Origin of the sequence: Paenibacillus vortex V453, from assembly GCF_000193415.1 — a bacterium.
Taxonomy (GTDB): Bacteria; Bacillota; Bacilli; order Paenibacillales; family Paenibacillaceae; genus Paenibacillus_AQ; species Paenibacillus_AQ glucanolyticus.
Window position 1 is genome coordinate 1 of sequence record NZ_ADHJ01000038.1, and the last position, 20,715, is coordinate 20,715.

The window sequence follows — 20,715 nt, forward strand, 5'->3', positions numbered from 1 at the left end:
AACCGTGTCTAACTTTTGGGGGTCACTTCACTTTTATTTGCCGTTCATGATATGAAATTATGATGGATCCGTTGCTTGAATTTCCTCATCCAGCGGACGGTTGATAAACTGCTCCGTTCGTTCATACATGCGTTCATCTCCGACGGCAACAATGATATCCCCTTCTCTTAAGATCACATGGGGACCCGGAGATATGGTCACTTCCGTCCCTCTGCGAAGGGCAATGATGGTGGCGCCTGTATTTTGCCAAAACAGAAGATTTCCAATCGTACGACCGATAACATGCGATAAATCGCTGATTTTGATCTCAACGGGATGGTAGGGCTTTAAATTTTGAAGCCGATCCGATGCCTCAATGATCTGAGTGAACAGCTCGGCAAATTTACGGTCCATCTCTTTCTTCTCCTGAAGAAGCTGTTGTAAATCCTGTTTTAAGGAATACGCCGATTTCAAATAATTGTTCCGGGTCGTATACTCTAATGCATTACGATCCGAGACAATAATAATTTCCTTACCCTGGGATACAGAAACAATATTCTCTTCCTTCAGCAAGCCAATCGCCTTGCGAATTGTTTCTGGTGATACCTGGTATTGACCGGCTAATAAAGAACGTCCAGAAATTTTACTGGCGACGGGAAATTCCCCACTGACAATACGCTGGGCAATATCAAGCGCAATCGATTTATATCCGGCTTTCTCCTGCAAGTTAAACTCGCTCCTTCATGTTCGCTCACATACTATGTCAAGGATTATGAAAAATCCCAAATCCAGTATACCTCATCGTCCATTCAAAATAAATCGGATTATTCAAGCAAGGCTTGCATAGTCCTTTTGAGTAAAAAAAGAAGCAGTATATCAGCCGTTACCAGCGGATATACTGCCACTCAAAAGATGATCGGCGTTTACGGATTCCATGTTAAGACAGCCTGAATATTGACCATACAATCCCTGATGAGGTCGCTCCTCCGAGATTGAGCGAAATGGTAAGGCCGTTGGCATCGTAAAACAAGCCCACCACATCACCTGCATTCAATTGAACGTCGCCTGCCAACGTCACTGCACCGTTGCCTAACACTGCTCTCAAGGTCAAAACCAAGGCCACGTTAACATTTAACAGTGGGAATAATCCGCTAATTAAATCCGTTGTTGTCGGTGAGGTTCTTCGAACGGTAAATGCCGGATTAATTCCAGGCCCAAGAGAAATCGACACAGCAGCTGAAGTAGAATAGTTGGGCGATCGATATTCATCATTTCTGTATAGTCAACTTGAATTATGTAAATAAAACACGGTTCATTTCATAAGCTGACTTGAATATATATCTATCATATTTGGTTTGAATCCATTCTATGTGGAGGTAATCTCATTGATCTCAATCAGTTTATGCATGATCGTAAAAAACGAAGAGCTTGTCATTAACCGTTGCCTGTCCTGTGTTGCCGACATTGTGGATGAGATAATCATCGTAGATACTGGCTCTACGGATCGTACTAAGGCCATCGTTCAATCTTACACTGAGTCTGTCTATGATTTTGAATGGATCGACGATTTCTCCGCGGCACGAAATTATGCATTTAGCAAAGCTTCCAAAGACTATATCCTGTGGCTGGATGCAGACGATGTACTGCTGGAACAAGACCAGCATAAACTAAGAGCTCTCAAGGAAACACTTTCCCCCGACACCGACTCTGTCACCATGCTCTATCATTTAAGCTCCGATGAATATGGTAATGTCACTTTCAGCCTGCGTCGCAACCGCTTGGTCAAACGAAGCAAGTCCTTCCGATGGATCGGGCCTGTCCATGAATATCTGGAGGTCTATGGAAATGTTATAAACAGCGACGTTGCGGTTACACACTTAAGCCTGAATCATGATCCCGATACCGGCCGGAATTTAAAAATTTACGAGAAACGTGAAGCTGCCGGTGAATCGTTCCCGCCACGGGATTTATTTTATTATGCCAATGAATTAAAGGATCACCGCCAGTTCGAGAAATCCATTAATTACTATGAACAGTTTTTACATACCGGAAAAGGATGGATAGAAGATATTCTTACGGCGTGCAGCAGGCTGGCCGATTGCTATCACGAGTTAGGAAATGAGCAAGCCGCATTTGAATCCTCTATCAGATCCCTTCAGTTTGCGGCACCCCGGGCAGAATTCTGCTGCCGGATTGGTTATCGTTTCTTGGAATTAAACAACTACAATACAGCAATCTACTGGTATAAACTAGCGACTGAGCTTAAATTGCCCGCGGATTATATGGGGTTTCACAATCCTTCCTTCTCCACGTGGCTGCCTCATCTGCAATTGGCGGTTTGTTATGACCGGATCGGGGAACATGTGCTGGCCAATCAGCATAATGAAACCGCACTTACTTATCGTCCCGGCGATGAAACGATGCTGGCAAACCAGGCATACTTCCGCACCAAGTTAAAAGAACTTCAGGATGAAGGTGAAAGGCAGGGTGTCTGATGACCAAGGAGCGCATTCGTGTTCTGATTGGCAGTCCCATACGGCAGAAACCGGAAATACTGGACCGATTTCTAACTTCGCTGCTTCGATTGGAGCAGGACCCTATGGAGATAACCTACTTTTTTATCGATGACAATCAGGAGGAGCAATCCAGCGTCCTATTGAGCGAATTTATCCGAAAAGCTAACCATGTCATAATCCACAACATTCATAGACAGGACGACTATATCCGCAACGAGACAACCCATTATTGGAATGAGCAGTTGATATGGAAAGTAGCCGACTATAAGAACAAGATCATTCAATACGCTATCGATTTACAATACGACTATTTATTCCTCGTTGATTCGGATCTGCTGCTGGACCCTCACACATTAAACCATCTCATTGCGGCCGATAAAGATATCATCTCGGAAATCTTCTGGACACGCTGGCAGCCCGAATCAAGGCCTCATCCCCAAGTGTGGCTTAAAGATGAATATACGCAGTGGGAACAGGCCAGAGGTGAAATCCTGGATGAAACTCAAAAAGAAGAGCGTTATCAGCGATTTGTCAGCCAATTGATTGAACCGGGGATATATGAAGTCGGCGGGCTCGGAGCCTGCACCTTAATCAGCCGTCGTGCTCTTATCCGCGGTGCGAACTTCAAGCCGATCTACAACTTATCCTTCTGGGGGGAAGACCGGCATTTCAGCATTCGTGCAGCCGCACTTGGCTTTACCCTGTATGTGGACACTCATTACCCGGCCTATCATATATACCGCGACAGTGACCTTCATAATGCCCAGCTGTTTCTGCAAGCAACGGATGCCAATTCCTCCATCCCCGAGGTTACACTAAGCCAATTAGAAAAACATGATGAAGAGAGTCTAGGTCGGGTTACCCAAGTAAACCGCTCAGCACGCCCGTCCCTCACCCTGACCATGGTGCTTAAAAATGAAGCCAATCGCTATTTACGCCAAGCACTCGAAAGACATCGCAGTTATATCGATCAAGCTGTTATCATCGATGATGGCAGTACTGACCATACCATCGATTTATGTTTGAAGGCACTGAAAGGGGTTCCGATACGGCTGATCAGCAATACGGAATCCCTGTTTCATAATGAAATCGAACTTCGAAAGCAGCAATGGCGTGAAACCCTGAATATCCACCCCGAGTGGATTCTGAATCTGGATGCAGACGAGTGGTTTGAATCTTCCTTTGCCGATGAGCTTCCCTCCATGCTTCAACAGAAGGAAGTCGACTTATATTGCTTCAGGCTATATGACTTCTGGAGCGAGACCCATTACAGGGATGATGAATACTGGAGCTCGCATAAGTATTATCGTCCTTTTCTCCTTCGTTACCAGCCTGATATGATCTACTTCTGGAAGGAATCCGCACAGCATTGTGGCAGGTTCCCGGTCAATGTATTCGATCTCCCGCATCACCTGTCATCTATCCGACTGAAGCATTATGGATGGGCCAAACCGGAACACAGGCTAGAGAAATATAAGCGCTACTCACAGCTTGATCCTGAAGCGCAATTCGGCTGGAGGGAACAGTACGAATCCATTCTGGATGATTCACCTTCTCTGGTTGAATGGGAGGAATAAAACTAACTAATGTGAGGAAGCGAAGGTAATGAGAATAATTCATACACTGCCATTATTCATTCGGGAAGATTCACGGGAGGAAGATTTGCATATGGCTGGCTTGGCATTAAGCAGTCTGCAAAACTCCAAAGACCATAATACGGTACTGTTCAACCAAGGGTGTCTTACAAACGAAGAGCTTCAGGACTGGCTGCTAACTCAAGGCATATCGTGCGTCATTCAGGGAGAGGGAGTCAATATAGGGATCGCAGCCGCTAGACAAGCATGTTTTGAGTTCATATGGGAGCACTTCCCTGAAACGGAGTACATCTCTGAGATTCATGTTGATATGATTCTCCCTACCGGCTGGTACGAACCGCTTCTCCGTTACCTGGCATATACGGGAGAGCCCATGGTTTCTCCCGGTATCGTGACATCAAGCGGAGAACTGCAGCCGCTGAAGGAGTTCATTCAACTACCAGAGACACCGGAACACCTGATGACAGCGCTCCAGCAGCTCTCAAGAGAAGGGACGGCATATGGATTCGTGCATCCGGTCGTTCATAATGCGGAGATCCTGCGCCGAATCGGCGGTTATGATACCCGTTTTCTACCCGGAAAGCAGGGATACGAGGATGACAGTCTGCTTCTGGGGATGCGCTATTATATGGGCATTCGTTCGGAGTGGAGGCCCAAATGCTGCTTGGAATCGTGGGTATACCATGCAACGATGGCACAGCGCATGTCACTTCAGGACAAACATATTGATTTCTCCATCAACGAAGAAGGCTTGTTTCATCAGTATGGAGCATATGGGTTACGGGAACTGGCTGAAATCCACAGGGACTCGCAAGGCTTCCTCCAACTGTTTCATAAATATACACCTAACCGTAAAGGGGGGATTGAATAACATGTTAAGGGATGAGCCGCAGAAGCTGGTTTGGGATCAGTTATGGTCTCGTGAAGTGTCATACCACTGGGATTCATTAAGCCAAACGATATACGACAAGATTATCGACATTTCCAGGGGCATTCAAGGAAAACGCATGGTAGAGGCTGGCTCCGGCTCTGGGAAAATCTCGCTTCGTCTGGCCGCTGAGGAAGCAGAGGTTACCCTGGTCGATTATTCGAAGAATGCACTTTATAACAGCCGCAGCGCCTTCTATAGAGCCAAAGTACCGGGCACCTTCATCCTCTCCGATATTAGAGAAATGCAGCTTCCCGACCACCAATTTGATCTGACCTGGAACGCTGGCGTGCTTGAACATTTTGATGAAGATGAGCAAGTAACGATTCTACGGGAAATGATACGGGTCACCAAGCCGGGAGGGACCGTTCTTGTCATTACTCCATTTGCAGAATGCTTGCCCTACCGCGCCGGTAAAGAAGCCGCAGAGCAGCTCGGCACCTGGATGTATGGAACAGAGTATCCTATCTTCTCACTGAAGGATTCATTTGAGCGGAGCGGAATAGCGCTCATTGAAGAGAGCAGCATCGGCTTTTTAAACAGTCTGGATTTTCTTGATTTCATCCAGGATTCTCAGACCGTTAAGCATTGGCTCACGAAGTGGTATCATGGCTTGACGAAGGAAGAAAAGTGCAATGTGCCGGGGTACCTCCTCGTAAGCGTTGGAGTGGTGGGAACCGTGCCAGGTAAAGCCATGTCTTCATTACACCCTTCGCCTGAAACCCAATTATCGCCAGAGGATAAACTTTCCCGTGCTCAGACCATTATCTCCTCCTATCATGCCAAACGGGAGAAAAGCCACTATCTATCCGCCTACAAGAAAGAAGAATCCACCTACTGGTTCCCTCTGCTTGCGATACTGGATTCATTGTTAGTGGCACGAGGTACCAAGGTACTGGACATTGGCGCAGCTTACGGTACACTCTTGATGTACAGCGTCCTGTCGGGAGCCAAGGCATACGGGCTGGATATGATTCCGGATTACTGGTCCGAAGAGTTGGAACAGGATTATGGTGTACGATGGAATCTATGCAATATTGAAGCTGAGGAGATCCCGGGAAAAGAACAATTCGATGTTATTCTGTTCACCGAGATTCTTGAACATATGAATTACAATCCCCTTCCAGTCCTGCGTAAAATAAAGGACAGACTCACTCCCGGCGGAAGCCTGCTCATCTCTACGCCGTGGAAACGTCACTTTGCTCCCAATCAGTACGATCCGGATCTTCTGGATATGCCGTACTATCAGCCTGGTGACGGATTCATAGATGCGGAGATTAAATATTATACGATCGATGAAATGTATGCCCTAGCAGAGAACACAGCGTTTCAAGTGAAATCATTCGAAGTATACAACGGACATCTGCTCGCCTGGTTTGTAAACAAATAACGCTTTACTGTATGAAGCCTCTGATTCCAATCAACTCAAAAAACAATTGATTCTCTTTTGGACAAACAGCAGCCCGGCTCTGGGTAGAGCCGGGCTGCTGCTATCAATCTCTCTATTTAACAGACACGGTAATGGTTACGGATTTGGAATTGTACTGCCCTTTAATCCGCGCAGTTCCTTTGGAGACCGCTTCAATCCGTCCGTTTGTCACTTTGGCAACGCTAGATTTACTGGTCGTCCAAACCGCGCTGTCACCCACACTTGTCTTGGCTCCAGTATCAAATTCTGCTGTCACCGTAACGGTTTTGACATCTCCCGGCTTCAGATCCAGCCTCTTGTCACTTGCGGTCAATTTGGTCAACTTCGGCACAACGTTGACTTTCACCTTAACTTCTTTGCCCTGGTAGGAGCCCGTAATTGTAGCTGTGCCTTCGGCAACGGCTTTAACGGAAGTTTTCGATACCGTCACAAGAGCGGTGTCCGAAGTACTCCAATTCATCTTGGATGATAGGGAAACCGCCTTACCATTGCTGTAGTAACCTGTGACTTTAATCGATTTGGATTTCTTGATATTAAGCTCGATATTCTCAGGCTCCACCACGATTTTTACAACTTCCTGTTCAACGATGACGGGAATTTTTACCTCTTTATTCAGATACGTTCCCTTCAGCGTTGTCGAACCTTTGGTAAGTCCCTTAAGCGTACCATCCTTGATGACAGCTGCGGAGCCAGTCAGTGACCATTCAACCAAGGACGTCACATCCTTCTCTTCGCCATCCTCAAGCACAGCATTGACCTTCGGAAGTGTATTGCTTCTACCCATAACCAGTTGATATTCTTCTACATCAGACAGCAGAACCAGCACTTTCTCATTAACGGTAACAGGCACTGATGCTACTTCTCTGGACCCAATCTTACCGGTGATTGTTGCTGTACCGGCTCCGATGGCTTTGATTTTGCCATCTTCGGTGGTTACGACCTTCTCATCGCTGGAGGTCCAGGTTACTGCGCTGCTGAAATCCTGTTCCTCATCGTCCAGAAGCGTTCCTGTCACCTTAGGGAAGGATTTGGATTCGTCTTTCAGCACTTCTACCTTCGAATCGGCTACTTCAAACTTCGTAACCGTTGGATACACTTTCACCGTAAATTCTTTACTGATTCCAAGATGACTTACCTTAATGGTGGAGGTTCCTGAAGATCTGGCTGTAATTACGCCTCCGTTAACGGATACGGCAAGCGGATTCGAAGATGTCCATTCACCCGTGACATCAACGGATTGCGAGGCAGCGTTTCTAACCTTTGCCTTAACCGTAATGGAATCATTCATAAACAGGACCGGGTTCTTCACAAAATCCGTTTGATCTAGGATCAAAGCCTCGTATGGATTGCGCACATACACATCCAGTTTAGCTGTTGAGCCCAGGTAGCCTACACTGATTGTAGATTTACCCAACGCTACGGGTTTAAGCTTGCCATCTTCTATTGTAGCTACAGAAGTGTTGGAGGATTTCAGTTCTACCTTGTCCGTTACATCCGTACCGGCATCGGTCTCCGATTGTTTAGCGAAAACTTTAAGCTCTACAGGTGCATCGCCAACTAACAGCTCCTGATCCTCACCTGGTACGATAGCAAGCTTTTGGTAAGGTGCAACAACCTTGATCGAATACGATGCTTTAAGCCCTTTGTATTCCGCAGTAATGGTTACGCTGCCCAGACCTACAAGCGTCAGCTCGCCTTTGCTTACTTTTACTACACTATCATCGGATGTCGTCCACTTTGCTTCCGTGGTTACATCGTTCGTTCCGTCAGCCAACGCTTTAACGGTTAAACCTTCCGTTCCAAGCTTATGCTCTACTTTGTCCGGCTGATCCAGCTTCAGATCATCAATGGCAAATTTGACGTCAACATCTATCGTCTTGATAGCGCCTTTATATTTTGCCGTAATTCTTGCCGTACCTTTCTCCAGTGGAAGAATGAGTCCACCATCAACCTTTACGATCCTTGTGTTGGACGAAGTCCATGTCGATTCATTGGTTACATCCTTCTTCGTAGTTGAACCTTCAATGTTGGCCAATACTCGAAGTTGCTCCGTTGTTTCATTAACGGTTAAGTAAATCTTGCTCTCGTTCGTATCAAATTCAATCGACGTTACGTCCCCGGAGGCGGCGAATACGCTGGTTGGAAAAACCATCGCCAACATCATCACAACGACTAGAAAGATCTTCGTTGTCTTTCTGTTTAAGCTCATTTATTTCTCTCCTTTGTACCTTCTGTCTCGCAGGTATTTTTACCAATCTATCTGTTATATCGACAGTCCCGGTTTAAATCGTTACCTTCCAGAAATAAATTGGGCACAAAGTAGGATATATACCAGTGTCTAAGATTCAGTTCAATTTGATGAGTCTGTAATTGTTCAGCAAATAATGGATGCCGGAATAGATCGTCAAGCCAACAGCAGCAAGCATTAAACATTCATCAACCTGGATCAGTGTTACGAATTGGAACGGATAGTTATCGAGCAATACGGCTGCGATGGCAACAACCTGAAGCACCATTTTTAATTTACCAAGCTTGTCAGCCGATAAGGCAATGCCCTGCTCCGAAGCTACCATCCTGAGCCCCGTAATAACAAATTCCCGCGCGATGATGACAACGGCTATCCACGTCGCAACCATACCGGATTGAACCATCATGATTAAGGCAACCGATATGAGCAGCTTATCTGCGAGCGGGTCCAGCAGCTTCCCCAAATTCGTGATTTGATTGTATTTCCTGGCGATGTAACCATCCAGCTTGTCTGTAGCCGAAGCAAGAATAAATACAGCTAATGCTATGTAACGTCCATTCTCTTGTATAAATCCGAAAAAACGATGCTTCTCTGCCAACCATAGTGGGTACTCCGCAAAAAAAAGAATAAATAACGGAATCAACAATATCCTGGCTATCGTTATTTTGTTCGCAAGATTCACCGGCTCATCTCCTTCATCCGCAATTGGATTCTTCCTTCGCGTTTATTCGGTTTCGTAAAAGGTCATGTGATCCTTATCCGCCCTGTAATAATCCAGTCTGTCTTGCAAACCGCCTGTATGGAACTCAAACATATAGACCATCCGGATCCAGAAAATAAATCGACTTCTTGTCCTTCTCATCCCTTGACCTACCCGGCAGAATCTCCACCTGGAGCGCCTCAAGCCGGAGAAGTGTCGGTTCATAATCATGTTCTTCCATCGAAAAAGCAATATGGGTATACGTTCTATTCGCGGTGCTTCTGTCGACATCTTCTTCATTTAAAGCAATCCACAGTCCGTTCAGATCGAAATAGGCAAGCTTCCTTCCCTTAACCAGAAGTTTGGCCTCAAACACGTCCCTGTAAAAAGCGATGGACCGTTCCAATTCCGAAACAGAAAAGCACAGATGGTTAATGACTTGCAGGTTCATGGTTATGCGACCCCATTTCAGATAGAAGATTCTATAATATCCATCCAGTAGATGAAGCGGTTGACGTATCTTCTCGTACTCAGTCTCAATATGCCGATTAAACCAGTAAGCATGATACGGCCTAAGGCCGGCTTTGTTTGTCCTTCGCTAATCTGCGAAACCTGCCACTTGAGGCAATCTGGCCGGATACTGCTTAACCGTCTCTTCCAGAACTATCCCCGTCTTCTCATCCCATATCTCGCTTAATTCAAATGTGCCTTCTTCAAAAAACAAGGGAAACCGACGCTTAAACCAATCCTGCATGGGCAATTTCAATGCCTCTTCCAGGTCCACCCATACCAGCTCCCCTTCGGGAGGATTCTCCAGCAATTCCCCTCCAAAAGAAGTGGCCAAATAATTAAACACCATATACCGCAGACCTGTATTGGGTTCACACGATTCCTCGAGGCCCTTATAGATGATGTCCTTCACAATCAAACCGGTTTCTTCCCGAACCTCCCGAATCGCTCCGTTCACAATGCTTTCCGGAAAATCCACTTTGCCGCCGGGCGCAATATAACCGGGAAATCCTTTGGCATCCGGTCTATTCATCAGCAGGATTCTGCTTCCGTCTTGTATCATGCACATGGTGTACAACTTCACTTCGGTCTGCAACCTCATCCCTCATTCCTCATTCCTACGGTTCTACGTGGTTATAGTATACAACCGGAAGCTGTTCATTGAAATTCTTCATTTATATCTTCCAGCAAGAATCCACACGAAATGGGAAATCAAGCACCAAAAAAAACGAGCAGCTTCGCACATCTGCTCGTTCATATGATTTCATGATAGCCACTACCTAATCATTTGCATTCTCGCTCTTGTCACACTGGATGTGAATTGCCGTGCAAGCGCAGTTAATTCATCCCAAGACTCATTTTCGATGAGTGCCGGTTTCATCAGTGATCCGCCGATACCGGCTGCAACGGCGCCGGCCCGAATGTAATCCTCAATGTTATCCAGATCGATTCCGCCTGTCGGCATCATTTTAATATGGCCTAACGGTCCGCTAACATCTTTAATAAATTTAGGACCTAGTACGGATGCAGGGAATATTTTGACAACATCTGCACCCCATTCCTGTGCTTGCAGCATCTCCGTTGGAGTAAAGACACCCGGAATCGCAATTTTACCGTAGCGCTTGGCTGCCTTGATGGTCCCTTCGTTTAAGGTTGGGGCAAAAATGAATTCGGCTCCGGCCTGAATCGCCGATCCCGCTGCTTCTGCGTCCAATACGGTTCCGGCTCCTATTACAGCCTGATCCCCATATTTCTTCTTGGCATCTCGTATAACTTGCAAAACATTTGGAGAGTCCATCGTCATTTCAATTCCGGTAACCCCGCCTTCTACAAGCGAGGAAATAACATGCATTACTTTATCCTCGTCCACACGCCGTACAACCGCAATTATGCCGGAATGTAAAAGCTTCTTGAGTTGATCCTGTCCCATCCTGTCACTCCCTATCTCAAAATGTCACGCTGATTCATGCTGAAGCTTTCAACAGAGGCACGGTCCGGAAGCCCTTCCACATCACCTTTTACCGTTACTACCATGGCGCCAATAATACCACCAAGTTCAACCGCTTCCTTAAGAGGCTTCTGCTCAAGCAGGCCGACCAACAAGCCCGCAGCAAAACCGTCACCTGCACCGACCGGGTCCGTCACCCGTTCTACCTTGTGGCTCGGGCAGAATCCCGCTCCCTCATCCACTGATTCGTAATAAGTGCCGGAGCTTCCATTCTTGATGACCATCTTGGACACTCCTGCTTGTAAAAAATAGTCGGCGATTTGCTTATAATCACTTGTTCCAATTAAATACTCCGCTTCATCTACACCCGGCATGAAAATATCAGCCTGTCTGGCAATATCCAGCACGATTTCCTTTGCATTCGGTACATGCTTCATTAATTTAAAGCGAAGATTCGGATCGAATGAGAGTTGGATTCCGTTCTCTTTAGCCATACGAATCGCTTCAAAAACGATATCCAGACAGCTTTCGCTCAGAAATGGAGTGATCCCCGTCAGGTGGATCATTTTTGCCTGCCTTACGTAATTCCAATCGATATCCTCTTTCTTCATGCGGCTGGCAGCCGACCCACTGCGATAATAATAGACCTGTGTGGAGCCTTCACGTAATTTTTTCTTTGATGTAAAGTCCGGTTGGATAGTGACGATCATATCGAACGCATGAGGTATCCACGCCTTCACCGCGTATCGAAGATACCAGATATTTTCCAAGCTCGTCATCCCCTACCTGACTTATCCATCCGGCAGATCTCCCTAATCTGGCTACTCCAATCGCTACGTTGGACTCAGCTCCTCCATGGCGCTTGTTAAACTGGGAAGCATATCTTAAAGGGCCATCGACGGCTGCCTCAAATACGACCATGGTTTCACCAATAGTTACAAGTTCAGGATACACAATATAGACCTCCACTCCAGGTGATCATTTTTTTTTTTTAGTATTATAGAATTTATAAGCTTTCTTGCTACACTGAACAATTCTATAATCGCAAGAAAACCTACCATTGAATCGCGGTCGCTCATCCTTGAATGGCCTCGTTAAAGGTTTTCTTATGCTGCGTTCACCTTTTTATTTTTCTTCAGCTTGCCCCATACGAGAGGCAGAATGAGCGACAAGACGGCAACAATAATAAATCCGAGTGCAATGGGTCTTTCAAGAAAGATACTGTAACTGCCTTCTGACATAACAAGCGAACGTCTGAATTCGCTTTCAGCCATAGGCCCCAGAATCAAGGCCAACACGATTGGCGATGCAGGAAAGCCGTACTTTTTCATAAAATATCCGATAATACCGGCAACAAGCATCGTAAACACGTCAAAAATATTGTTACTGATCGCATAAGCGCCGATTGTGGAAAGAATCAAAATTAAAGGTGCAAGCATTTTCTTCGGAACCAATAGAATTTTGACAAATAACCGGATACCGCTAATCCCAAATATCACCATAAGAATATTCGCAATAATCATTCCGGCAAATAACGTATACACCAACTCACCACTGGTGGCAAATAACTGTGGCCCTGGCTGGATACCTTGAACTACAAGTGCTCCAAGCAGAATTGCCGCAACCGCATCCCCCGGAATCCCCAGCGTCAATAAAGGAATCATGGCACCACCCGTAACGCCATTGTTAGCAGCCTCAGCTGAAACAATCCCTTTAGGATTTCCCTTACCATAAGTCTCTTTCTCTTCTTTTTTCAAAAAACGCTTTCCTTCATTATAAGAAACAAATGCAGCGATATCGGCTCCTGCGCCAGGTATAATCCCGATTATTGTTCCAATAAACCCGGATCGAATCATCGAGAACCAAAGCCTTTTCAATTCATTCCATTTAGGAAGGACATAATTGGCAATAATCTTCTTGATCTTGTCTCCCCCGCCAATCTCACCTTCCATAATGACCAAAGCTTCGGAAACGGCAAAAAGTCCAATCATAACGGGAATAAAGGAGAATCCGTTTAACAGAGAAAGCTGGTCGTACGTGAAACGAGGATAACTCGTCATCGGATCCATCCCAATCGTAGAAATCAGGATACCAAACACCCCTGCGATCAACCCTTTTAAAACAGAGCCTCCCGATACACTGGAAATAATGCTGAGTCCAAACAAGGCAAGCCCAAACATTTCAGGAGCACTGAAATTTAATGCTACGCCGGCAAGTTGAGGAGCTATCAGAATCAGCATGAGAACACTAATTAACCCACCCACACCTGAAGCAATGGCTGCATACCCCAGAGCCTTACCTGCTTTACCTTGCTTCGTCATGGCATGTCCATCAAGCGCGGTCGCGGCTGACGCCGGCGTGCCAGGTGTATTCAATAGAATAGCTGCAATGGAGCCCCCATAAATGGAGCCGAAGTATACTCCGATCAACAGTAGAACCCCGGTTACAGCATCCATCCCAAATGTGACCGGAAGAAACAACGCAACCCCCATTGTGGCCGTAAGTCCTGGAAGGGCGCCGATGATGATTCCGATAATAACTCCACCAATTAATAGGAGAATCACTTCCGGCTGAAAGACATTCCCCAATCCTTGAAGCAGTAAATCCATACACCAAGCCCTCCTTTAATACAAAATACCGTGCGGAATCGGAACGCTCAGCAAGAATTCAAACACGTAGCTAATTCCGGCGCTGATCAGAACGGACGCCACAATCAATGTTGTCCACTTCCGGATGCCCATCAATATCATCCAAGCCAATGTGACTAAAGCTGATGAAACCGTGAACCCCAACCACTGCACGAACAGGACATAAACCATCATGACGATGATTCCGGTTACAAACAATAAAACCGCAGGCTTCCCTGAAACAGCATAAACCGCTCCGTCTTGTTTCTCTTTCCGGCCTATGAGCAGAATCGATAATACACCTAATGCGCTGGCAGCTATTTTGGGAAAATAGTCGGGTCCAGGTCCCAGACCGTTGGAAGATGGAAACGCATTTGCTGTTAACCATGCATACACAGACAAGATCAATAATCCAAATCCAATCACTCGGTTGGCCATGGTCATGGCTGCACCTCCTCTTGTGATAGAAGGGGCTAGTCATCACTAGCCTCTTCTATCCAATTCATTTGTTGAAGGTTAATTCAATTTCAAAGACGGAATCAAATTTGCAAATAACTGATCTTGTTCTTCCAGCAGTTTCGTGAATCCTTCTCCATTCTCGTAACGGTAACCCAGGTTCATCTTTTTGATCTGCTCTTTAAATTCGTCGCTTTGAGCTGTCTTGCCGAATGACTCCTCAAGAATTTTCACAACATCGTCCGGCGTATCCTTAGGAACAGCCAGTCCACGCCATGTGCCGATCGAAAGATCAATTCCGCTTTCTTTTAGTGTAGGTACATCTGGGAGAGACTCGACACGTTCTTCAGCCATCACACCCAATACTTTAAGCTCACCTGCTTGTACTTGTGTAACAACTTCTGCAGGGCTTACAGAAACTGCATCCACATGTCCTCCCAGCAGGGCCGTTACTGCAGGAGCAGCTCCTTCAAATGGGATGTGATTAAATTGGGCACCCGTTTCTTTCTCAAAAGCAGCGGCGGCCAAATGCCAGATCGCACCCGTTCCCGAGTTCCCGACCTTTAATTTTTTTTCTTTTGTAGCTGCGATAAATTCTTCTAACGTATTCCATGGTGCATCTGCTTTTACTGTGATAGCACCTGAATCTTCATTTAATAGCGCAATCGGTTTGAAATCCGTATGAGAAAATTGAGCCAAACCGGAGTGCGGTAATGTAAGCAATTCAACGGTTACCATGGATACCTTATAGCCATCTGCTTTTGCCTTGGCACCGTTCTGCATACCAACCGCTCCACCGCCACCTTCCATATTCACAACGGCAATGGACTGACCCAGGTCATTCTTAGCCATATCTGCAAAGGAACGAGCCACGGTACTCCGTTCCTCCTCCTGCGGCATAAGGTACAATGAGTTCTACAGGTTTACTCGGAAAGTTGCTGCCCTTGCCGGTTTCACTCGAGCCAGACTTTGCTGAATCATTCCCGCCGCATGCGGTTAAAACAACGAACATCGCCAGTAAAATCAAACCAAATTTGTACTTTTTCATAAGAACTCCCCTTTTATTGTTTTTATGATTTAGGTGGATTGAAACCCATTTTTCTCGAAATCGCCAGGGCTGTTTCTTTAGTCCACGGAATGTATTCACGTAGAATATCATCCGACATTCTGGTGATGGGACCCGTAATGCTGATGGCATAACGAGATTTTTGTGTGTGGTCGAAGATAGGTGCCGCAACACAGCGTATCCCTCTCTCATGCTCTTCATTATCGTACGCAAATGCGTTGGCCCGAATGGTTTGGAACTCTTGCTTTAGATCTTCCAGTGTGGTCAAGGTATACTCGGTAAATGGCTGCATCATAACTCCTGCAAGAAGCTGATCCACCTCATCCTCCGGTAAATAAGCCAAAATCGCTTTACCAACCCCTGTGCAATACAATGGGCCTCTGCGACCAATTTGTGAGTAAATCCGGATAGTTGAAGCGTTTTCAACCTTATCGATGTATAACACTTCATTCCCGTCAAGCATGACAAGGTGCACGATTTCGCCCGTATCTCTACTTAATTTTTCGATCAATGGTCTGGCGATATCCACAATCTTTAGATTCTCGGTAACGACCTCAGCCATTTCAATAAACTTCAATCCCAGGCTGTAGATGCTATCCTTTCCCGTCTTCTGAACATAATCCTGCTCTTCAAGCGAAGCTAACAACCGATGTGCCGTACTCTTTGCTACGTCCAGCTTTTGGGCGATTTCTGTAACACCTAAACCTCCGGGATTCAATTTCAGAAACTCCAGTATATCCAGCGCCCTAGTTACTGACTGAATCAATTCATGGCCCCCTTTTTATCTCGTTCCTTAATACGGAACATCATTCCTTAATGTGGTTTTGTTTAATTATAAGAATAAACTGAAAGCGCTGTCAATAGTTTTAATCTAAAAAACCTTGTTCTATTATGCTACAAAAGCCTTCGACTTCGTGTATCAACCAACCGCTGCGTGTTGGATTCTCGCTCTCTTTTCCAAAGAAAAGGTTTCCAGAACATTCACAATATAGAAAAAGACCATAGCATCTTCTGCTTTGGTCTTTTTGAAGAGATAAGAAAGTATAAACTTTAGAGGCTTACCTCCTGATCTCGCAAGAAAAAACTTCCGCTTTACGCGGCCATTCTCATCTCTGGCTGATATCCGCTATACAGCATATAACCCGCGCTCGATGATTGGCCCCCCTGAACCTGCAACGGCTCCATGCTGCCAATGGCCGAAACTTCACTGTTATTCCACTGGATCAGTCTTACAACAGCTTCAATATCACCTGATTGATATGCCTCGGCCAATGCCTGTAGATTCAAGCTGGTCTCTTCCTCTTCCGGCATGGTTAATCCGTGTTCCTCTTCTTCTATGTCCAAGGATTGCAGGACTTTATGTGCACGATGAAGAGCCGCTTTCACTGCCCCATCCGTCGTTTGCAGCATGTTTGCCGTTTCCGAAACGGAATATTCATACACATCACGAAGCACCACCACCGTTCGCTGCAGTGGGGACAAATGCTCCATCAGCCATTGAAAAGCGAACTCGATGTTCAGTTTGCTGTCCTCATTCGATGGTTCTTCTCTCGGTAAGATATGCTCCAGCTTCTCATCAAGAATTCGTCTGTAGGTCAGATCCCGGCGTATCCGGTCAATCCATGTATTCTTGGCAATCCGGAGCAGCAGGGCCTCAGGATTGACATGGTTCCGCTGCTTCAAATGCTCGAGTGCTTTGATCCATGTGTCCTGCACCAGATCATCCGTATCCCATGAGGAGTTTGTGAGGGACAGACAGTACCTGTGCAGCATCGCGTTCAGCTCCGCCAAGCCCTGATCCCCCGGCGAGGTGACACTCGGTCGATAGATCGTCATCAGAAGCCAACTCCCTTCCTTCTCTCGGTAAGATATCTTATATGTAAACGAACGAGGTCTGCCTTTCGTTACTCTCATATCCATCATTTATTTCTTGCTTCCTCCGTATCTTTTGCAGCTGCCTCTTCGTTTACTTGCTGAATCAAGAAAACCTAACGAATATGGAGGATGGAAACCATGAATATTGTTCCTTATGTTGTTGAGCAGACCAATCGGGGCGAACGATCCTACGATATTTATTCCAGATTGCTGAAGGATCGGATTGTGTTTGTCGGTGCAGCCATTGATGATGCAATCGCTAACAGCATTATTGCACAATTGCTGTTCCTGGCAGCTGAAGATCCGGAGAAGGATATCCATATGTATATCAACAGTCCAGGCGGCTCCGTGTCCGCGGGCTTTGGCATCTACGATACCATGCAGATTATTAAACCTCAAGTGAGCACCATCTGTACGGGATTTGCCGCTTCTTACGGTGCAATCCTTCTGCTGGCTGGAGCCACAGGCAAGCGACTCGCACTGCCTAACAGCGAGATTATGATCCATCAGCCGCATGGTGGCGTGCAAGGGCAGGCAACCGATATTGCCATTACGGCCAAACGCATCATAAAAACCCGCGAGAAGCTGGCACATATTATATCGGAGCGAACAGGTCAGTCCGTGGAGCGTGTCGAAATGGATATGGAGCGGGATTACTTTATGTCCGCACAAGAAGCGAAGGATTACGGGATCATCGATGATATCGTCACCAACCTGTGACGATGGAACGAAAGGCATGAACAGGTTCTGCGAAGCACCCGTTATATATTCTATTCACAAGGAGTGAAATCAGGTATGCTGAAAAGTTTGCTGAATCAACAAGTGACCCTTTATTTTACGGATGGAAGTTATGTGCGGAGCGGCACGCTTGAAGAGGTGGGAGAACAGTTCATCCGATACAAGGATGAATATGACATGCTGTATGTACCGTTAACTGCCATCCGCTACGTGTCGGTGAATACGAAGGAAAGAGACAAACCACGAGTTGGATTTACGCCATCTTCCTGATGGGAATACAAGAACCGCATGGGCTTCTTCACGCTCATGCGGTTCTGTTCGTATGGCTGTTTATTTTATCAATTATGAATGACAACACTCGCTGCATACAGACATCATTCTTCTCCCTCTTATGGAAACCGATAAATTGCAGGGCATGTATGACGGAATAGAAATCAATCAGCTCCCGCAACTCCTGATCCGCTCCCCACTGCCTGCACAGCTCCTCCACATAAGGCATACCCTGATCTCCAATGTCAGAGACAACCGCTGTTTGCGTGAGAGCAATCATGTACAGCGGATCTCCGTAACATACCCAATCGAAATCCACGATGCCCTGCAGCTTGCCCTCATGTACGATCACGTTCTTAATCGTGAGATCATCCAGAAAACAGACCGGCTCCACCTGGTTGAGATAAGGCTCGTAATGCTGTTTTATTACCTGGAGTTGGTTAACGGCCTCTGATGACACATCATCGGTTATATTCCCCAAACGATTCTCAAGATTGCGCTCAATGATCTGTGCCCATGATGAAAATGGACCCTGCTCACCGATGGGAACCCATCCAAATCCCTTGCCCTTGGGAAGCTCGGCTACCTTGCGCTCATATGAAATGATTTGGCCTGCGAGAACGGCCAATTGTTCATGTGTCATTCCCTCCAGCTCATAGCGCAGATCCTGACCGGGAAAGCGTTCCAGTATCATATAGGCGTACGGCACCTTCTCAAGAGAGACATCATGATGAATGACTTTCGGTACCGGTAAGCCCAAAGAGGAGAGAATCTCCATATTCTTCGCTGTAAACTCCAGAATTCCGGGCTTGTGATTGGTTCTAAGCATAATTTGTTCGTGTGGAAAAGTCACGCTGTACACCTGGTTGGTGTGACCGAATGACATGAGTTTCATTCTTAACGGTCGGCGGCCATAAAGGTTCGCCATAAGCTCTTCCAAATTCATCTCAAACACCTGCCTCGATGGGTTACTTGTTCGCTTCCCGAATCCGTCCCAGTTGTCTGATGTGAAGAGTTTCATGGATTGCGATAAAATGGGCCCACTGATTCGCGTTCATCTCGAAACCGAAGGGATGCGGGTAACGCAGGTCATTGGTATTCCGCTCGGCCAGTCTCGCAATGATCTCCTTCGTTGTGTCCCGGACCTGATTCAGCTTATCCATCGCTTCTTCATAGGACAATGTACCGCTAGGCACGGCTGCTTTAGGCGCTTCTATCTTTTTGCCGATGATGCCGCTGTTTTGCAGCACTTCGCTTACATCCGTCAGCTTCTCATCCCATGGCTCCGAGGGCAGAGCAGGCTCCTTCTCCAGCATCTGCCGAAGCTGATACTGAATCATTCCTTCAAGCTTGCCCAAATGCTCCACCACCTCGGTTACGCTCCAACCGTCAGGAACTTCACGTAGCTCCTTCTCATCCGCTCCGAAAGACCCCAGCACCATCATTAATTTCTGCCGAACCTGATCCATAAAAGGTACAATATCCTGAAAATTCACTATCAATATCTCCTCCAACTCATTCACTATCCCTCTATATAAACACAGAGCGCTGCCGCTGCATCACTTGTCCCGAGAATATTCCAAGAAGCACCGAATACAGCTAAACAAGTGAAGGAATTTATGAATATCGCTTCATCATGTAGCAGGTATGTACTATATGTTCAACAACAGGGAACGGATCGTAGAAGTGATGCAGGAGATTTTTCCATTCCTGATATTCAGCTGATCCTCTGAAACCTGTCGTATGGTCCTCCAGCGTCTCCCATTTTACCAATAGAATATACTTATGATCATCTTCCAGACACCGTTTCAAGTCATGATGGACATAACCCTTCATCTTAGAGATGATCCCTGACGCCAACTCGAAATTACGTTCAAAATCATCCGTTAGCCCTGTTCTCACCTGCAGTATCGCCACTTCAAGTATCATAGAATTCCTCCTTGGTCATAATGGGTTAGCTGGTTTCTAGTTGCTTTATCCCTGATATTCGAAATCAGCAGAAGCTTGAAACGCAAATACCCCATTCTCGTCAGCTTCCAAACGATATACCTTATGAACTGCGTTCAGGTTCAGCCTTCCATAGATATGCGGGAACAACTGATGCAGTCCATACAAGTCCTCGTATACAATCTCAGCATCCACATCATCTTCTTGAATGCCCAGAACGAATAGACCCGCTGTTCCCTTATAGAGCGTGTTGGCTACTCCGCTGACTTGCTCCTCTGTTGAGCAATGAATAAATTGATCTGTATGTAAACTGTGCGGCTCGTATACTCCTTGCTGCTGTGCTTCCGTCCATGCTTCCATCGAAATAATATGATAGATCATTCC

General features: G+C 46.2%; 24 protein-coding genes and 1 pseudogene. 6 read left to right on the forward strand and 19 right to left on the reverse strand.

Annotated elements, in window-relative coordinates; all coding sequences use genetic code 11:
- Nucleotides 1-57 precede the first annotated feature (57 nt).
- Together PVOR_RS21090 and PVOR_RS32120 are read right to left on the reverse strand one after the other, a co-directional pair.
- Complete coding sequence (locus PVOR_RS21090) at nt 58-705, reverse strand: TrkA C-terminal domain-containing protein (protein WP_006211501.1); 648 nt, start codon at nt 703-705, stop codon at nt 58-60.
- A 211-nt stretch (nt 706-916) separates the two neighbouring features.
- A complete protein-coding gene (locus tag PVOR_RS32120) occupies nt 917-1,102 on the reverse strand; it encodes a hypothetical protein (RefSeq protein WP_234973040.1) in 186 nt (61 codons plus the stop codon).
- A gap of 262 nt (nt 1,103-1,364) precedes the next feature.
- On the opposite strand from PVOR_RS32120, the gene PVOR_RS21095 reads away from it, so the two are divergent.
- The 4 genes from PVOR_RS21095 to PVOR_RS21110 are packed head-to-tail and all read left to right on the forward strand — an operon-like array spanning nt 1,365 to nt 6,408.
- The gene (locus PVOR_RS21095) at nt 1,365-2,474 is read left to right on the forward strand and encodes a glycosyltransferase (protein WP_006211503.1); all 1,110 of its coding nucleotides are present in this window, start codon (nt 1,365-1,367) and stop codon (nt 2,472-2,474) included.
- Nucleotides 2,474-4,072, forward strand: a complete 1,599-nt coding sequence (locus PVOR_RS21100) for a glycosyltransferase family 2 protein (protein ID WP_006211504.1) — start codon at nt 2,474-2,476, stop codon at nt 4,070-4,072. Before PVOR_RS21095 ends, PVOR_RS21100 begins: the two co-directional genes overlap by 1 nt.
- A gap of 28 nt (nt 4,073-4,100) precedes the next feature.
- A complete protein-coding gene (locus tag PVOR_RS21105; RefSeq protein ID WP_006211505.1) occupies nt 4,101-4,961 on the forward strand; it encodes a hypothetical protein in 861 nt (286 codons plus the stop codon).
- Nucleotide 4,962: 1 nt separating this feature from the next.
- Nucleotides 4,963-6,408 carry a methyltransferase domain-containing protein gene (locus PVOR_RS21110; RefSeq protein ID WP_006211506.1) on the forward strand — a complete coding sequence of 482 codons (1,446 nt, stop codon included), beginning with the start codon at nt 4,963-4,965 and terminating at the stop codon, nt 6,406-6,408.
- A 112-nt stretch (nt 6,409-6,520) separates the two neighbouring features.
- On the opposite strand, the gene PVOR_RS21115 is transcribed toward PVOR_RS21110, so the two are convergent.
- The 13 genes and pseudogenes from PVOR_RS21115 to PVOR_RS21165 all read right to left on the reverse strand — a co-directional run bounded on the left by PVOR_RS21115 (nt 6,521) and on the right by PVOR_RS21165 (nt 17,337).
- Nucleotides 6,521-8,656, reverse strand: a complete 2,136-nt coding sequence (locus tag PVOR_RS21115) for a hypothetical protein (protein WP_006211507.1) — start codon at nt 8,654-8,656, stop codon at nt 6,521-6,523.
- A 136-nt stretch (nt 8,657-8,792) separates the two neighbouring features.
- Complete coding sequence (pgsA, locus tag PVOR_RS21120) at nt 8,793-9,377, reverse strand: CDP-diacylglycerol--glycerol-3-phosphate 3-phosphatidyltransferase (protein WP_006211508.1); 585 nt, start codon at nt 9,375-9,377, stop codon at nt 8,793-8,795.
- Nucleotides 9,378-9,419: 42 nt separating this feature from the next.
- Nucleotides 9,420-9,846 (reverse strand): annotated as a pseudogene (fosB, locus tag PVOR_RS21125) (metallothiol transferase FosB).
- A 147-nt stretch (nt 9,847-9,993) separates the two neighbouring features.
- Nucleotides 9,994-10,506: an 8-oxo-dGTP diphosphatase gene (locus PVOR_RS21130; protein ID WP_006211511.1), complete on the reverse strand. Its 513-nt coding sequence runs from the start codon at nt 10,504-10,506 to the stop codon at nt 9,994-9,996.
- A 174-nt stretch (nt 10,507-10,680) separates the two neighbouring features.
- The gene (locus PVOR_RS21135) at nt 10,681-11,334 is read right to left on the reverse strand and encodes a bifunctional 4-hydroxy-2-oxoglutarate aldolase/2-dehydro-3-deoxy-phosphogluconate aldolase (RefSeq protein ID WP_006211512.1); all 654 of its coding nucleotides are present in this window, start codon (nt 11,332-11,334) and stop codon (nt 10,681-10,683) included.
- Nucleotides 11,335-11,345: 11 nt separating this feature from the next.
- A complete protein-coding gene (locus PVOR_RS21140; RefSeq protein WP_327196575.1) occupies nt 11,346-11,963 on the reverse strand; it encodes a sugar kinase in 618 nt (205 codons plus the stop codon).
- 49 nt (nt 11,964-12,012) lie between these two features.
- On the reverse strand, nt 12,013-12,306 hold the full coding sequence (locus PVOR_RS32870) for a PfkB family carbohydrate kinase (RefSeq protein ID WP_327196576.1): 294 nt from the start codon (nt 12,304-12,306) through the stop codon (nt 12,013-12,015).
- 152 nt (nt 12,307-12,458) lie between these two features.
- Nucleotides 12,459-13,961, reverse strand: a complete 1,503-nt coding sequence (locus PVOR_RS21145) for a tripartite tricarboxylate transporter permease (RefSeq protein WP_006211513.1) — start codon at nt 13,959-13,961, stop codon at nt 12,459-12,461.
- A 15-nt stretch (nt 13,962-13,976) separates the two neighbouring features.
- Nucleotides 13,977-14,423, reverse strand: coding sequence for a tripartite tricarboxylate transporter TctB family protein (locus PVOR_RS21150; protein ID WP_006211514.1), 447 nt, complete (start codon nt 14,421-14,423; stop codon nt 13,977-13,979).
- Between the two features lie 72 nt (nt 14,424-14,495).
- Entirely contained in the window at nt 14,496-15,308 is an 813-nt protein-coding gene (locus PVOR_RS21155) for a tripartite tricarboxylate transporter substrate binding protein (protein ID WP_006211515.1), read from the reverse strand.
- Entirely contained in the window at nt 15,280-15,483 is a 204-nt protein-coding gene (locus tag PVOR_RS32125) for a hypothetical protein (protein WP_085980670.1), read from the reverse strand. The genes PVOR_RS21155 and PVOR_RS32125 overlap by 29 nt, the downstream gene beginning before the upstream one ends.
- 22 nt (nt 15,484-15,505) lie before the next feature.
- Complete coding sequence (locus PVOR_RS21160; protein WP_006211516.1) at nt 15,506-16,267, reverse strand: IclR family transcriptional regulator; 762 nt, start codon at nt 16,265-16,267, stop codon at nt 15,506-15,508.
- Between the two features lie 326 nt (nt 16,268-16,593).
- Nucleotides 16,594-17,337: an RNA polymerase sigma factor gene (locus tag PVOR_RS21165; RefSeq protein WP_040680827.1), complete on the reverse strand. Its 744-nt coding sequence runs from the start codon at nt 17,335-17,337 to the stop codon at nt 16,594-16,596.
- Nucleotides 17,338-17,514: 177 nt separating this feature from the next.
- Here PVOR_RS21165 and clpP point away from each other — a divergent pair, with 177 nt between their 5' ends.
- Nucleotides 17,515-18,096: an ATP-dependent Clp endopeptidase proteolytic subunit ClpP gene (gene clpP / locus PVOR_RS21170; protein WP_006211518.1), complete on the forward strand. Its 582-nt coding sequence runs from the start codon at nt 17,515-17,517 to the stop codon at nt 18,094-18,096.
- Nucleotides 18,097-18,171: 75 nt separating this feature from the next.
- On the forward strand, nt 18,172-18,384 hold the full coding sequence (locus PVOR_RS21175; RefSeq protein ID WP_006211519.1) for a hypothetical protein: 213 nt from the start codon (nt 18,172-18,174) through the stop codon (nt 18,382-18,384).
- A gap of 34 nt (nt 18,385-18,418) precedes the next feature.
- Here PVOR_RS21175 and PVOR_RS21180 read toward each other — a convergent pair whose 3' ends face one another.
- The 4 genes from PVOR_RS21180 to PVOR_RS21195 all read right to left on the reverse strand — a co-directional run bounded on the left by PVOR_RS21180 (nt 18,419) and on the right by PVOR_RS21195 (nt 20,712).
- Nucleotides 18,419-19,330: a phosphotransferase family protein gene (locus PVOR_RS21180; protein WP_006211520.1), complete on the reverse strand. Its 912-nt coding sequence runs from the start codon at nt 19,328-19,330 to the stop codon at nt 18,419-18,421.
- Between the two features lie 22 nt (nt 19,331-19,352).
- Nucleotides 19,353-19,880 (reverse strand): DinB family protein, encoded by a 528-nt coding sequence (locus tag PVOR_RS21185; RefSeq protein WP_006211521.1) that lies wholly within the window; start codon nt 19,878-19,880, stop codon nt 19,353-19,355.
- 121 nt (nt 19,881-20,001) lie between these two features.
- Nucleotides 20,002-20,313, reverse strand: a complete 312-nt coding sequence (locus PVOR_RS21190) for an antibiotic biosynthesis monooxygenase family protein (RefSeq protein ID WP_006211522.1) — start codon at nt 20,311-20,313, stop codon at nt 20,002-20,004.
- A gap of 45 nt (nt 20,314-20,358) precedes the next feature.
- Nucleotides 20,359-20,712 (reverse strand): DUF952 domain-containing protein, encoded by a 354-nt coding sequence (locus tag PVOR_RS21195; protein WP_006211523.1) that lies wholly within the window; start codon nt 20,710-20,712, stop codon nt 20,359-20,361.
- Between the last annotated feature and the right edge of the window lie 3 nt (nt 20,713-20,715).

Excerpts from the sequence above, each read along its gene's own strand:
- PVOR_RS21100 (WP_006211504.1), top strand. The coding sequence starts at position 2,474 with ATGACCAAGGAGCGCATTCGTGTTCTGATTGGCAGTCCCATACGGCAG.
- PVOR_RS21105 (WP_006211505.1), top strand. The coding sequence starts at position 4,101 with ATGAGAATAATTCATACACTGCCATTATTCATTCGGGAAGATTCACGG.
- PVOR_RS21110 (WP_006211506.1), top strand. The coding sequence starts at position 4,963 with ATGTTAAGGGATGAGCCGCAGAAGCTGGTTTGGGATCAGTTATGGTCT.
- PVOR_RS21115 (WP_006211507.1), bottom strand. The coding sequence starts at position 8,656 with ATGAGCTTAAACAGAAAGACAACGAAGATCTTTCTAGTCGTTGTGATG.
- PVOR_RS21130 (WP_006211511.1), bottom strand. The coding sequence starts at position 10,506 with ATGAGGTTGCAGACCGAAGTGAAGTTGTACACCATGTGCATGATACAA.
- PVOR_RS21135 (WP_006211512.1), bottom strand. The coding sequence starts at position 11,334 with ATGGGACAGGATCAACTCAAGAAGCTTTTACATTCCGGCATAATTGCG.
- PVOR_RS21140 (WP_327196575.1), bottom strand. The coding sequence starts at position 11,963 with ATGAAGAAAGAGGATATCGATTGGAATTACGTAAGGCAGGCAAAAATG.
- PVOR_RS21145 (WP_006211513.1), bottom strand. The coding sequence starts at position 13,961 with ATGGATTTACTGCTTCAAGGATTGGGGAATGTCTTTCAGCCGGAAGTG.
- PVOR_RS21150 (WP_006211514.1), bottom strand. The coding sequence starts at position 14,423 with ATGACCATGGCCAACCGAGTGATTGGATTTGGATTATTGATCTTGTCT.
- PVOR_RS32125 (WP_085980670.1), bottom strand. The coding sequence starts at position 15,483 with ATGAAAAAGTACAAATTTGGTTTGATTTTACTGGCGATGTTCGTTGTT.
- PVOR_RS21165 (WP_040680827.1), bottom strand. The coding sequence starts at position 17,337 with ATGACGATCTATCGACCGAGTGTCACCTCGCCGGGGGATCAGGGCTTG.
- clpP (WP_006211518.1), top strand. The coding sequence starts at position 17,515 with ATGAATATTGTTCCTTATGTTGTTGAGCAGACCAATCGGGGCGAACGA.
- PVOR_RS21175 (WP_006211519.1), top strand. The coding sequence starts at position 18,172 with ATGCTGAAAAGTTTGCTGAATCAACAAGTGACCCTTTATTTTACGGAT.
- PVOR_RS21180 (WP_006211520.1), bottom strand. The coding sequence starts at position 19,330 with ATGAATTTGGAAGAGCTTATGGCGAACCTTTATGGCCGCCGACCGTTA.
- PVOR_RS21190 (WP_006211522.1), bottom strand. The coding sequence starts at position 20,313 with ATGATACTTGAAGTGGCGATACTGCAGGTGAGAACAGGGCTAACGGAT.
- PVOR_RS21195 (WP_006211523.1), bottom strand. The coding sequence starts at position 20,712 with ATGATCTATCATATTATTTCGATGGAAGCATGGACGGAAGCACAGCAG.